This is a genomic window from Acetobacter fabarum (genome assembly GCF_040702925.2).
In the GTDB taxonomy this organism is placed as follows: Bacteria; Pseudomonadota; Alphaproteobacteria; order Acetobacterales; family Acetobacteraceae; genus Acetobacter; species Acetobacter fabarum_B.
The window spans coordinates 29,491-41,906 of sequence record NZ_JBFCXX020000004.1 but is presented as its reverse complement, the minus strand read 5'-3'; the positions used below and the strand labels follow the sequence as shown (position 1 = coordinate 41,906).

13 protein-coding genes are annotated in these 12,416 nt (G+C 54.8%); 11 read left to right on the top strand and 2 right to left on the bottom strand.

Annotation, left to right across the window (positions count from 1 at the left end):
• Positions 1-66: 66 nt before the first annotated feature.
• Together AB2L51_RS04750 and AB2L51_RS04745 are read right to left on the bottom strand one after the other, a co-directional pair.
• On the bottom strand, positions 67-1,104 hold the full coding sequence (locus AB2L51_RS04750) for an ABC transporter substrate-binding protein (RefSeq protein ID WP_395581578.1): 1,038 nt from the start codon (positions 1,102-1,104) through the stop codon (positions 67-69).
• A gap of 75 nt (positions 1,105-1,179) precedes the next feature.
• Complete coding sequence (locus AB2L51_RS04745) at positions 1,180-1,659, bottom strand: Lrp/AsnC family transcriptional regulator (protein WP_395581579.1); 480 nt, start codon at positions 1,657-1,659, stop codon at positions 1,180-1,182.
• Between the two features lie 429 nt (positions 1,660-2,088).
• Here AB2L51_RS04745 and AB2L51_RS04740 point away from each other — a divergent pair, with 429 nt between their 5' ends.
• From AB2L51_RS04740 to AB2L51_RS04690, 11 genes are all read left to right on the top strand, one after another.
• Positions 2,089-3,318 (top strand): pyridoxal phosphate-dependent aminotransferase, encoded by a 1,230-nt coding sequence (locus tag AB2L51_RS04740; protein WP_395581580.1) that lies wholly within the window; start codon positions 2,089-2,091, stop codon positions 3,316-3,318.
• Between the two features lie 10 nt (positions 3,319-3,328).
• Complete coding sequence (locus tag AB2L51_RS04735) at positions 3,329-4,063, top strand: aspartate/glutamate racemase family protein (protein ID WP_395581581.1); 735 nt, start codon at positions 3,329-3,331, stop codon at positions 4,061-4,063.
• A 23-nt stretch (positions 4,064-4,086) separates the two neighbouring features.
• Positions 4,087-4,866 (top strand): SDR family NAD(P)-dependent oxidoreductase, encoded by a 780-nt coding sequence (locus tag AB2L51_RS04730; protein WP_395581582.1) that lies wholly within the window; start codon positions 4,087-4,089, stop codon positions 4,864-4,866.
• 164 nt (positions 4,867-5,030) lie between these two features.
• Positions 5,031-6,002: a D-2-hydroxyacid dehydrogenase gene (locus AB2L51_RS04725; RefSeq protein ID WP_395581583.1), complete on the top strand. Its 972-nt coding sequence runs from the start codon at positions 5,031-5,033 to the stop codon at positions 6,000-6,002.
• 97 nt (positions 6,003-6,099) lie between these two features.
• Positions 6,100-6,951 (top strand): transporter substrate-binding domain-containing protein, encoded by an 852-nt coding sequence (locus AB2L51_RS04720; RefSeq protein ID WP_395581584.1) that lies wholly within the window; start codon positions 6,100-6,102, stop codon positions 6,949-6,951.
• A 14-nt stretch (positions 6,952-6,965) separates the two neighbouring features.
• Positions 6,966-7,625 carry an amino acid ABC transporter permease gene (locus AB2L51_RS04715; RefSeq protein WP_395581585.1) on the top strand — a complete coding sequence of 220 codons (660 nt, stop codon included), beginning with the start codon at positions 6,966-6,968 and terminating at the stop codon, positions 7,623-7,625.
• Positions 7,618-8,388, top strand: coding sequence for an amino acid ABC transporter ATP-binding protein (locus AB2L51_RS04710; protein ID WP_395581586.1), 771 nt, complete (start codon positions 7,618-7,620; stop codon positions 8,386-8,388). The genes AB2L51_RS04715 and AB2L51_RS04710 overlap by 8 nt, the downstream gene beginning before the upstream one ends.
• A 1-nt stretch (position 8,389) precedes the next feature.
• Complete coding sequence (locus AB2L51_RS04705; RefSeq protein WP_395581587.1) at positions 8,390-9,685, top strand: NAD(P)/FAD-dependent oxidoreductase; 1,296 nt, start codon at positions 8,390-8,392, stop codon at positions 9,683-9,685.
• 8 nt (positions 9,686-9,693) lie between these two features.
• Positions 9,694-11,055: an MFS transporter gene (locus AB2L51_RS04700; RefSeq protein ID WP_395581588.1), complete on the top strand. Its 1,362-nt coding sequence runs from the start codon at positions 9,694-9,696 to the stop codon at positions 11,053-11,055.
• Positions 11,055-12,017: a LysR substrate-binding domain-containing protein gene (locus AB2L51_RS04695; protein ID WP_395581589.1), complete on the top strand. Its 963-nt coding sequence runs from the start codon at positions 11,055-11,057 to the stop codon at positions 12,015-12,017. Before AB2L51_RS04700 ends, AB2L51_RS04695 begins: the two co-directional genes overlap by 1 nt.
• Positions 12,014-12,367 (top strand): RidA family protein, encoded by a 354-nt coding sequence (locus AB2L51_RS04690; protein WP_395581590.1) that lies wholly within the window; start codon positions 12,014-12,016, stop codon positions 12,365-12,367. Before AB2L51_RS04695 ends, AB2L51_RS04690 begins: the two co-directional genes overlap by 4 nt.
• The last annotated feature ends 49 nt before the right edge of the window (positions 12,368-12,416 follow it).

Genomic DNA, 12,416 nt, shown 5'->3' with positions numbered 1-12,416 from the left:
CCATGTTTTGGCGGGGATGTGGGGAGTGCTGTTTGCAGGAGGGTTCTGGGCCAGAGCGTGGTACAGTTATTCGTGCAGAACATTCAAGGTGTAGGCGTGGGCAAGGGCTGTGGAATCTTCTCCATCGGCCATCATGCCCACAAGCTGGAGTTCATCGCAGTATTGCGCAATCTGCTCGCGCAGGCCGTGGCCCACAAGGGGGCGGATAACCGGCTCGTTATGCAGCATGGTGCGGGCACTGGTAACGGGCAGACCGGCTGAGTTGTCGGCTATCAGGGTTGCTGCATCATCCTGATGGGTGTTGACCCATAAGGCCGCATCGCGCAGGGCCATGACCAGTGCTGTGGCGGCGATGGGGTCTTTGTCCTGCGCGGTATTCGCAACGCCCAGAATAAGGCTGGTGCGCGCGGCGTAATGGCCTGTATCACTGCCAACAAGTTCGTACAGAAGGTCCGGGTAATTCTGGAGCAGGCTCCACGCATCGGGATCATGCGTGACCACGGCATCTATTTTCTGGTCATGGAGGGCCTGCTCAATTTGCTGGATGGGTAGATCAATCCAGTTGATGTGGTTGAGCGCGTCCATGCCTTTACGGCGCATCATGATACAGAAGAACAGCTTGTCGGCGGCATTCTGGTCGGGGACGGCAACATTGCGGCCCATGAGCTGGTCCAGTCGCGTAATGCCGCTGCTGCGCCGGACCAGCAGGCGGCGGCTGCCCGACTGCACACCCATGACCAGATGTGCGGGCAGGCCAGCATGCAGGCGTTGCAGCCATGTCAGAGCCGGTGCCAGAGCATAGGCGGTTTTTTGCCGGGTCAGAGCCTCGATCGCATCCTGCCCGTTATGGATATCGGGCAGGGGGTCCACGTCCAGATTGTACCGGGCAAAAAAACTCTTCTCCAGAGCAGCCGCGAGCACGGGGGACATGGCGGCTTCTGGCCATGCGATTTTGAGTTTGCGGTACACACCATCGGGCTGCCGGCGGGGAGCGCGGGGGCGGGAGTGGTGCGTAAGCACGGCCATAGCACCCACGGCGGCGCAACCTCCGGCCCCCCACAGCAGGGCACGGCGGGAGATGGGAGAGGGGGCAGGTGCGCTCATGCCTCTTACTTACACTGTGTTGGCCGGGGTGTCCCTGTTCTGTGGGGAGAAAATGAAAAAATTCCAGCCACCGGATCAGGGCGCAAAAGGGGGGTGTTTCGTATAGCCAGTGTCCTGCCTGATGCGTGTGGACAGGATGATGGAGGATTGTGTGCGCTGCACGCCATCCAATGCGCCAATGCGGTCTATGATCGTGTTCAGCATTTCCATATTCGGGGCGGCGATAATGGCGATCATGTCCATTTTTCCGCTTACGGCATAAAGTTCGAGCACGCCGCGTTGTTGCCTGAGCTGGTTTTCCACCACAGCGTATGTGTGCGGGCTGGCCGCGATCATGACATGCGCACGAATGGAAAGATCGGCATCCGGGGCGAGTGTTACGGTGTAGCCCTGAATAATGCCCCTGCGCTCCAGCCGTTCAATACGGCTTTGTACGGTGGTGCGGGACAGGCCCAGTTTTTTGGACAAGGCAACGGTGCTTATGCGTGCATTAGCGCTTAAAAGCGCCAAAAGGGCGCGGTCTGTTTCATCCAGTTTCATAATGCCGACCAACATTGCAATCTGCCGAAATTAAAGTGTCTTTAGCAGCATTTTGTCAATTGATTTTGGCATTTGATTCATTTCTAATAAATAACGAAATATCATTTCACATATATAAATGACTGTTTGTAGTATTTTGTTGTATATATGATCATTTCTGCATGTTTTTCAGGTATTTTCGTATCGTGCAGATACGTTGTTCAGGCTTGTCTGGCAGTTATGCGTTATGTCGTTTCTGCTAATGACAGTTATGTGCCTGTGATAAAATTTCATGAAAGCAGAGAAGATTTGCACTATTTTTTTTGCATACGGTGCTGTTTTTTACGTTTTGGTCAAAGAATGGAATAGTTTCATCTCCAAATTTACAAAAATGACTCAAGACGGAAGCCTCTTGTTGCATGTTAACGTTGCGGAACGAAATCCGGGAGCAAGGGTGTTTAAGATATGATGCAATGGTCTGAGTTCTCACGTTCAGAAAAACTCGATGGAATTAATGTTTCGGAAATCATTCGCATTGGTATCGAGGCGAATAAACTGGTTGCCAGCGGGCAGGACATTATTTTCCTCAATGCCGGGGAACCAGACTTTCCAACGCCCGATAATGTAAAAATGGCTGGTATAAAGGCCATTATTGATAACCAGACACGCTACACGGCACTCGATGGTATTCCCGCGTTAAAAGAAGCCATACGGCAGAAATTCCTGCGTGAAAACAATCTGGACTACAAAGTATCCGAAATCAGCGTTGGGCCGGGTGCCAAGCAGTTGCTGTTTAATGTGTTCATGGCAACGCTGAACCATGGGGATGAGGTTGTCGTGCCCATGCCATGCTGGACCAGTTACTTTGATATTATACGCATTGCCGGTGGTGTGCCGGTAGCCGTGCAGTGCAGCGATGATGAGGGGTTCCGCATGACGGCGGAGCAGCTGCGTGCCGCCATAACCCCCAAAACCCGCTGGTTGCTCCTGAATTCCCCCTCCAACCCAACGGGTACGGTGTACGGCAAGGATCATCTGGAAGCGCTGGGGGATGTTCTACGGCAGAACCCCCATGTCGGTATCGTGTCTGACGATATTTATGAACATATTACTTATGGTGCCACACCTTTTGTCAGCATGGCGCATGCCTGCCCGGACCTGAAGCCGCGCGTGGTTACGGTCAATGGTGTTTCCAAGGCCTATTCCATGACCGGCTGGCGCATTGGCTATGCCGGGGCTTCGGCCGAGATTGTGGCGGCCATGGCGGTTGTGCAAAGCCAGAGTTCCTCCAACCCCTGCTCAATCAGTCAGGTGGCGGCGGTGGAGGCACTGAACGGCACACAGGACAATATTGCCGTGCGGCGGGATGTGTTCCAGCGCAGGCGTGACCTGAGTGTGGCCGTGCTGAATGATATTCCGGGTATTTCCTGCCGTGCGCCCGAAGGGGCGTTTTACGCCTTTGCCGATATTCGTGAACTGGTTGCCAATCCGGAGGTCATTAAAAAACAGATCCGGAATGACAAGGAACTTTGCCATTACTTCCTGCACGAGTGTGGAGTGGCGATTGTGCCGGGCTCCTGCTTTGGGGGGGAGGGGTTCATCCGGCTCTCCTACGCAACATCGGACAAGGCCCTGAGCGCTGCACTGGAGCGCATGAAAAACGGTGTGCTGCGCCTTCTGGGTCATCAGGAATAGGATAAAAGTCATGTATGGTACTGCAAAAGGCGGATATTCCCTGTACGGTGTGCCTCTGGGTGTGCTGATGCTTGAAGCCAAATTCCCCCGGATTGAAGGGGATATGGGCAATGCAACAACATGGCCGTTCCCGGTCCAGCTCTGTATTGTGGATGGGGTAACCCCTGAACATATTGTTATGGGTAATCCGCTGGATTATCTGGACCAGTTCATCCGCGAAGGCCAGCGGCTGATCCGACTTGGGGTTTCCGCCATTACCACCAACTGTGGTTTTCTGGCCCTGTTACAGCCCCAGTTGGCGGCAGCGCTCAAGGTGCCTGTTCTGGCCTCCTCCCTTGTTCAGATCCCGCTTGTGCAGACAACCCTGCCACCGGGCAAGCGCGTGGGTATTGTTACCGTATGTGCAAGCAGCCTTACGGCGGCACATTTGAGTGCTGTTGGCGCACCAGTCGATACTCCCATTGCCGGAACCGAGAATGGTGAGGAGTTTTTCCGTATTCTCATCCGTGCGGAAAGTGATTCAATGGACGTGGACAAGGCCGAGCAGGACGTGGTGAATGCCGCGCTGCAACTGGTCAAGGACAACCCCGATGTGGGCGCCATTGTGCTGGAATGCACCAACATGCCCCCGTACGCCGCAGCCGTGGCGCAGGCAACCGGGCTGCCTGTTTACGATATTTATACGGCTGTAAGCTGGTTTATGTCGGGCCTGCGGCCTCGCCGCTTTCTGGCACAACAAGGCTGATCAAAAGTCTGGGGGAGACCACAATGGAACTGGGACTTTCTGGCCGTCACGCACTGGTCTGTGGTGCAAGTCGTGGCATGGGGCGCGCCATTGCGCTGCTTTTGGCAAAGGAAGATGTCGATCTGACCCTCGTGGCGCGTGACGCGACGAAGCTGGAGGAAACGCTCCATCTGATCGGCAACAGGCCGGGGCGGACGGTAAACTGCGTTGCGGCGGACATTACATCCGAACAGGGTAGGCAACATATTTTTGAAGCCTGCCCTGAGCCTGATATCCTCATCAACAACGGCGCAGGCATGCCACCGGGCGATTTTCGGGAATGGCGGCGGGAGGACTGGATCAGGGGGATCGATACCATGATGCTCGCCCCCATAGAAATGATCCGTCTGGCCATAGACGGCATGATTGCCCGCAGGTTTGGTCGTATTGTCAATCTGGCATCCCGGAGTGTGAAAAGTCCGCAGGCGGAAATGGGACTTTCCAATGCATCGCGCTCGGGGCTGGTTGCGTTCTCGTCGGGGCTGTCGCGGCAGGTGATTGCGCATAATGTGACAATCAACAATGTCCTGCCCGGTATCATCGATTCCGAAGCCCAGTACGCACATGTGCAGGATTTGGCAAAGCGTACGGGCCGTAGTTATGCGGATATCTGGAACGAGCGGGCAGCCCGCACACCCGCCGCACGATATGGCCTGCCTGTTGAGGTGGCAACGGCTGTTGGTTTTTTCTGTTCACAGGCAAGTGGTTTTGTCACGGGGCAGAGCCTGTTGGTGGATGGTGGGGACTACAGCGGAATTTTTTAGGGGTTTAAACCAGCGGTATTCCAAAAAGTAATAGGCAAGAGATTTTTTTTCGTGTTTCATTACGAAAACGGAATAGAATAACCCGCTGGTGTATGCTCCTATGAGACGAATTGGGATGGAACCACAGGTTTCGTCATTCTATCAAATAGTAAGGGAAGTAAGTCATGACAAAACCCTGGCGCGGAGACAAACCCCAGATTTGTGTAGCCCATGCACATTATGATCTGAAAGGCGAACTGGCCCGGCGGGGGGCTCCCTACCCCTGCACTCAGGTGACCTCGCTCGATGCTCTGGAAAAAGTTGCGCACGATGCGGAAGTATTGGTTGTTTCCATGCTTTGGAAAGATCGCATTCTGGATTGGACACCCAACCTCAAACTGGTACAGTCCGTCAGCGCGGGTGTTGACCACTATGGGCAGGACCTTTTCCGTGAGCGTGGCATTCATCTGTGCAGTGCGCAGGGTGTGAACGCCAATGCGGTTTCGGACCATGCCATGGGCCTGCTTCTTAACCTGTCCCGCCGGTTGTATGAGGCGCGTGACGACCAGAAAAAATCCTACTGGCGGCCAACAAGCACCAAGGCGGACGAACGCCTGCATGAGCTGAGCAGCAAGACCGTCCTGATCGTGGGCTTTGGTGGCATTGGTGCGCGTGTTGCCTCTCTCTGCCGCGCATTTGGCATGAATGTCATTGCGATGCGTCGTTCCGTTCCCGAAACATCACCCGAAGGTGTGCGGATTATTGGCCAGAAGGATTTTCTGTCCACCCTGCCGCTGGCTGATGTGGTGATCCTGACCTGTCCGCTGACGCCAGAAACATTCGGGCTTATGAGCGTGGATGCATTTGCGGCCATGCGCCCCGATGCGGTCCTGATCAACGTGGCGCGCGGTAAGGTGGTGGATGAGGCCGCAATGATTGATGTGTTGCAGTCTGGCAAACTTGCAGCTGCAGCGCTGGATACATTTGTGGAAGAACCGCTCCCCGCATCCTCCCCGCTGTGGACGATGGAAAACGTGGTGGTCACGCCGCATGCGGCTGGTGAAACGCAGTTTTACGAGCGCAATGTTGTGGACATTCTGCTGCACAACATTCAGGCCATGGAAACAGGTGGCGCTTTGAAAAACCAGATAGTCTAAAACCGGATATACGAACCGGATTGTTCTCTGACCGGGGTGTCATGGCTGTATCCGATACCCCGGCAAATATGATCTAGTTGCTGAAAGAGAGGTTGCCGTGACAACTCGTCGAGCCTTTGCATCTGTTTTTTCGATGGCGGGAGTGGCGGCTGTTGCTGCTGCTGTTCCAGGTTTGAACACGACACAAGCAGCAGCAGCGGAAGGCGGAATGCTGGAGCGTATCAGAGCTTCGGGCAAGCTGCGTACAGCGGCTGTTCCGGGGGCTGAGCCTTTCTTTCATAAAGATATTATGACCGGAGGCTGGAGTGGCGCCTGCGTGGAAATGGCCGCAAACATGGCCGAAACCCTACAGGTCAAGCTTGAGATAACAGAGGCGGAGTGGGGCGCTTCCGTTATGGATTTGCAGACAGGCAAAATCGACATCATGTTTGCCCTCAGCCCCACCCCTCCCCGTGCTTTGCAGATTGCCTTTAGCGACATTGCAATTAACAACTCCTTTACTGCGATCGTCAAAAAAGGGCTGGTTGCCAAAACATGGGACGATATCAATAAACCTGAAGTGCGCGTGGCGTTTGATACCGGCTCTTCCCACGATATTTTCGTGCGCAGGCGGCTGCCGCACTGCACGCCCGTTGCGGTCCAGTCCCCAACAGATGCCATTATGGCCCTGCAGACAGGCCGGGCAGACTGCGTGGTGCAGGTGGTGGTGATTGCATCGGTCATGCATGCACGTAACCCGAACATTGGGGACCTTGTTCTGCCCACCCCCATTGCGCACCAGCCAACGTGTATTGGGGTGCCTGCAACAGCGGATTCACGTTTCCTGACATTTGTAAACAACTGGCTGCTTTACTCGCGCTCCGAAAGTATTGTGCAGGAGTGGATGTACAAAGCGTTGCAGGAAAACCATGTGGATATTGCCAGCCTGCCCGCAGGTCTCGAGTTTTAAAAAGGGGCATATCCATGAACTATCATTGGGATTTTGGGGACGTTCTGCACTACTGGCCCCTGTTTGAAACCGGTCTGGGCTATACGCTGGGGTTTACCCTTGTCAGCGCCCTTATTGGCATGGTCACAGGGGCTTTGCTGACGCTTTTGCGCCGGAGCGGGTGGAAAATACTGTCCATACCGGCTGTGGCATTTGTTGAGGTCTTCCGGTGTACCCCAGCACTTGTCCAGCTTGTCTGGTGCTACTACGCGTTGCCTGTGGTGCTGGGTATTACGCTCTCCCCCGTGATGGCGGCCCTGCTTGCCCTGTCGTGTTATGGCGCGGCATTTTATAGCGAAATTTTTCGGGCCGGGCTGGATACAGTGGATAGAGGGCAGTGGGACGCAGCCTATGCGCTGGGTATGCGCCCGTTTACCGCCCTGCGCCGTGTTATTGGCCCACAGGCCTGTAAAATCATGATTGCACCACTGGTCAGCCAGTTTGTGCTCCAGCTTAAAAATACCTCGCTTGTTTCCGTCGTGACGGTGCCAGACCTGGTCTATCAGGGGCAGATGGTGGCATCCGCCACGTATAAGCCTTTGGAAGTCTATACAACCATTGCCATCATCTATTTTGCGATCCTGTTCCCGATCACGCAGGTGGCCCGTATTCTGGAGCGCCGTTATCATGTCTAAAGAAGTGATGATTGACGTTGTTAATCTGGAAAAATCATTTGGAAAACACAAGGTTCTGGAAGGTATCTCCTTTTCTGTTCCCAAAGGTAAGGTCATTGCGCTGATCGGGCCGAGTGGTTCGGGCAAGTCCACCCTGCTGCGCTGTATCAACCTGCTGGAAATGCCAGATGCAGGGGCCATTACGATCGATGGAAAAACAATGGACTTTGGCATTCTCTCGCTGCGTTACCGCACCACGGAGCTGGCGGCGTTCCGGGCTGAGACAGGCATGGTGTTCCAGTCATTCAATCTGTTTCCGAACATGACTGTTCTGGAAAATATTATGGCTGGTCAGAGGTTTGTGAAAGGTCTTTCCAAAGACGAAGCAGAGCTTATTGCCCGTCCGCTTCTGGCGCAGGTTGGTATGGAGGGCTTTGCCTCCAGCATGCCGCAGCGCCTCTCCGGCGGGCAGAAGCAGCGTGTCGCCATTGCCCGTGCTTTGGCCATGAACCCCAAGGTCATGCTGTTTGACGAGGCGACATCGGCCCTTGATCCGCAACGTGTGGCCGAAATTCTGGCGATTATGCGGGATCTGGCACAGGCTGGCATGACGCAGGTTGTTGTGACCCATGAGATGTCCTACGCGCGGGACGTGGCGGATATTGTCATGTTCATGGCCGATGGGCGCGTGGTTGAGTCAGGTCCGGCCCGGCAGGTCATAGAAGACCCGCAGGAAGAGCGTACCAAAGATTTTCTAAAACACTTTCACGCAGGGTGTTCGTGACATGGATAAACCAAATACAGAGTGCGCCGCCACACATGTTGTTGTGGTCGGGGGGGGGATTGTCGGTGTTACAACCGCGCTTGAGCTGCGCTTGCGTGGGCATGAGGTAACACTGCTATCCATGGACCAGCCCGGCTCGCAGGAAGCGGCGAGTTATGGCAACGCGGGCTGGCTGAATCCCGGTTCAGTTGTTCCGCTGTCCATGCCCGGTATGTGGAAAAAAATTCCCGGTTATCTGCTCGCCTCTAACGGGCCACTCAAACTCCGTCCTTCTGCGCTGTTGCAGTCATGGCAGTGGCTTTTAGGGTTTGTGGCCTGTGGAGCCACGCAAAAGCGTGTCCGGCGCATTGCACGTGCGCTGCGCCCGTTTCTGGCAGATTCCGCCGCACGGCATGGTGCGCTGGCCGAAGCCGCAGGTGTGCCTGAACTGATTGAGAAAAAGGGCCTGCTGGTCGTTTATCCCAATAAAGCTGCGTATGAGGCAGATTCACTGGCATGGAGCCTCAGGCGCGAGAACAATGTTGTCTGGAAAACAATGGAGCGCCCGGAGCTGGTGGCGCTATGTCCTGAACTGGGTGAGCGTTACCAGTATGGGGCCTTTATTGTTGATGGCGCGCATTGTCGCAATCCGGGCGGTTATGTGGCTGCGCTGGCCCATTATGCAGAAAAAAAGGGCGTGCGCTATATTCCCGGCTGTGCGGAAAAACTCCTGATTGATGGAGGAAAAATCTCCGGTGTTGTCTATAATGGCAACAAGGTTGCATGTGACCGTCTGGTTATTGCCGGGGGTATGGGCTCGGCGGAGCTTGCATCCCAGATCGGGGACAGGCTGCCTTTGGTCAGCGAGCGGGGCTACCATGTGGAAGTGCCCGGCGCTGAAGGTGGATTGCCAATCCCGGTTATGATGTCCGATCTCAAATTCGGAATTACCCCCATGACTGGTGGATTGCGGGCGGCCGGGCAGGTGGAGTTTGCCCTCAAGGGGGCCGCACCCGACTGGCGGCGGGCGCGCATTTTGCTGGACTGCCTTCGTGAGGGCCTGCCACGCCTGAAAATTGGCGGTTTTTCCACAACCAGCCACTGGATGGGCAACCGTCCATCCACGCCAGACTGCCTGCCAGTTATTGGACCGTCCTCTAAAGTCAGTGGCGTTTATTATGCCACCGGGCACGGGCACCTTGGGCTGGTCAGTGCACCGCTTACGGCTGAATTTATTGCGCGTCTGATCGCTGGGGATGCGGTGCCAGAAGTGGCCCCCTATACGGTGAAGCGTTTTTGTCGTGGCGGCAAAGAATAGGCAGTTCCATGACCACACAGCTGGCGGCCCCGGTTCAGTCGGTTCAAAAGGGAGCATTGAGCGCGATTTTTCTTGCAGTGTTTCTCGCTGTGCTGGATTACGCGGTCGCCAATATTGCGTTGCCGACAATCGGTCAGGACCTTCATACGTCCGCATCTGTGTCCATCTGGGTGGTTAATGCTTACCAGTTGGTCAACTGCATGTTGCTGTTGCCGCTGGCTACCTTTGCCGAGCGGGTTGGGGCCAAGTCTGTCTGTATCGGCGGGCTGCTTGTTCTGGTTGTTGGTTCGGTTATCTGTAGTCTTGCAAACCAGTTGTGGGTTCTGGCTCTGGCCCGCGGCATACAGGGTGCGGGTGGAGCGGCCATTATGGCGGTCAACACAGCTCTGGTGCGCATGGTGTGCCCCCCCACCAGGCTGGGGCACAGCCTGGCGCTGAATGCTCTGATTACGTCTTTGGCGGTGGCGGTTGGCCCGTCTGTTGCGGGGGGCATTCTTTACCTGACCAGTTCATGGCGCTGGCTGTTTTTGTTTAACCTGCCTGTGGGGCTTCTGGCTGCATTTGTCAGCTTTGTTTATCTACCCCGTACCCCAGGGACAGAACGCAGGATTGATAAATCCTCTGTTATACTCAACATGTTAACATTCAGCCTGACGCTGGTTGGGTGTGACTTTCTGGCCCGTGGTGAATGGGTTTTTGGCGGCAGTCTTGTGCTGGGTTTGGGGGTTGTCTGCGGTCTGCTCCTGTTTTTGCGCCAGAAAGGGCAGGCCGCGCCCCTGCTGCCGTTAGATCTGCTGGCCCGGTGGGATTTTTCCATTGGTATCACGGCCTGTTTTTTAGGCTACACGGCTGCAAATTTCTTTATGATTTCCATGCCATTTTCCTTAACCGAGCTTTTTGGTCGTTCTCCAGTCATGACCGGCATGCTGCTTACGCCCTGGCCCGGTTCCATGGTTATGGTGGGGCCGTTGGTGGCTTTTCTGGCCAACAAAGTTCCAGCGCAGGTGCTCTCTGCCATAGGGCTTGTTATTGCAGGTTGTGGCTTTCTGCTGGTGCGCCTGACACCGTTTGATGCCAGTAATCTTGATATTATGTGGCGCTTTGCGGTGGCTGGTGTGGGGTTTGCCTTTTTTGTTTCACCCAATAACCGTCTTACTCTTGTTGCCTCTCCCCATGAGCGGAGCAGCAGTGCAAGTGGCATGATCTCCCTTGCCCGAATTATGGGACAAACGTGTGGTGCAACCTGTGTCGCCCTGATTTTGGCGCATGTTATGCAGTTTCCGGTTCTGCTTTGTCTGGACTGTGCGGTTGCGGTTGCATGGGGGGGGGCACTGCTCTGCTCAAGCCGTATTCTCTACAGGAGGTTCTGATGCTTATACCGCGTCGTCTGATTCCTTCCATTCCTGAACTTCTGGCGTTCGAGGCTGTGGCCCGGCACCAGAACTTCAGCGCCGCTGCGGAAGAACTCTGCCTGACGCAGGGAGCCATTAGCAAACAGATCCGGAATATGGAGCTGACACTCGGGGTGTCGCTTTTTGATCGCAGGCGCAAAAGACTGGTCATGACCCGGCAGGCCAAGTCCATACTGCCCTCTATTGTGTCTATTCTGGAGCAGATTGCAGGTGCGGCTTATCGTATTATTTCTTCCGGGAATGGCGAAAATACACTTAGCCTGCATATATTTTCTACGTTTTCTTCCCGCTGGCTTATTCCGCGCCTGCCACGGTTTATTGAAAAAAACCCGGATGTACGGATCAGCCTGACCACGGTTTTTCAACCCTTCAGTTTTGAAAATTCGGACTGTGATATCGCCATACACTACGGTGCGGCGGTTTGGCCTGATGGCCAGCTTTTCCATATTTTTGATGAAACAATAGTCCCTGTTTGCAGCCCCGCCTACCGCGAGCGCATGCAGCTTAAAACTGCGAAGGATGTGGCGCGCGCCAACCTTATCCAGCTTACAACGCGCCCGGCCTTGTGGGAGTTCTGGTTTGCCGAAGTGGGGGTGGATGTAGAGTCTCCTTTCCATGGCAATGTGTTTGACCAGTTCAATGCAACAATAGAAGCGGCTGTTGCCGGGCTGGGGGTGGCGCTTGTTCCCAGCATTTTTGTGGAGCGGGAACTGGCGGAAGGGGAGTTGTGCATTGTTACGGAAGAAAAAATCTGCTCCCGAGGGGCATACTACGTGGTCACGCCAACAGAAAAGGCACATGACCCACTAATTACCCGCTTCATACGTTGGATATGTGCGGAGAGCGCATCCTACAATGAGGCGGATATGGCCGAAGGGAACGCAGTCAAGTTTAACGGATATGAAGGACTCGGAAATTGAGTGATATAACCTACATTGATACAAACCACCGTCGTTCACGTGCCGTGGTGGCTGGGGGTACAGTCTATATTGCCGGGCATACGGGGCAGGATCGTACCAAGGATGCGGCAGGGCAGGCAAAAGATATTCTTGCTGCTATAGAGACGTTGCTGGAGCAGGCGGGCAGCGGCAAGGACCGGCTGCTGAATGTGACAATCATGCTTGCATGCATGGATGATTTTAATGCAGTGAATGAAGTGTATGATCAATGGATTGTTGCAAGAAAAGCACCAGCGCGCTGCTGTAGCGAAGTAAAGCTGGCTTTTCCCGATATCCTGGTTGAAGTGACGGCCATTGCGCAACTGAGATAGCCGTTACGTTATCTGAGAAGCCCATAAGTACCCGCTTATGGGCTTTTTT

Coding starts and splice junctions, on each gene's coding strand:
- AB2L51_RS04750 (WP_395581578.1), bottom strand. CDS start 1,104: ATGAGCGCACCTGCCCCCTCTCCCATCTCCCGCCGTGCCCTGCTGTGG.
- AB2L51_RS04745 (WP_395581579.1), bottom strand. CDS start 1,659: ATGTTGGTCGGCATTATGAAACTGGATGAAACAGACCGCGCCCTTTTG.
- AB2L51_RS04740 (WP_395581580.1), top strand. CDS start 2,089: ATGATGCAATGGTCTGAGTTCTCACGTTCAGAAAAACTCGATGGAATT.
- AB2L51_RS04735 (WP_395581581.1), top strand. CDS start 3,329: ATGTATGGTACTGCAAAAGGCGGATATTCCCTGTACGGTGTGCCTCTG.
- AB2L51_RS04730 (WP_395581582.1), top strand. CDS start 4,087: ATGGAACTGGGACTTTCTGGCCGTCACGCACTGGTCTGTGGTGCAAGT.
- AB2L51_RS04725 (WP_395581583.1), top strand. CDS start 5,031: ATGACAAAACCCTGGCGCGGAGACAAACCCCAGATTTGTGTAGCCCAT.
- AB2L51_RS04715 (WP_395581585.1), top strand. CDS start 6,966: ATGAACTATCATTGGGATTTTGGGGACGTTCTGCACTACTGGCCCCTG.
- AB2L51_RS04710 (WP_395581586.1), top strand. CDS start 7,618: ATGTCTAAAGAAGTGATGATTGACGTTGTTAATCTGGAAAAATCATTT.
- AB2L51_RS04705 (WP_395581587.1), top strand. CDS start 8,390: ATGGATAAACCAAATACAGAGTGCGCCGCCACACATGTTGTTGTGGTC.
- AB2L51_RS04700 (WP_395581588.1), top strand. CDS start 9,694: ATGACCACACAGCTGGCGGCCCCGGTTCAGTCGGTTCAAAAGGGAGCA.
- AB2L51_RS04695 (WP_395581589.1), top strand. CDS start 11,055: ATGCTTATACCGCGTCGTCTGATTCCTTCCATTCCTGAACTTCTGGCG.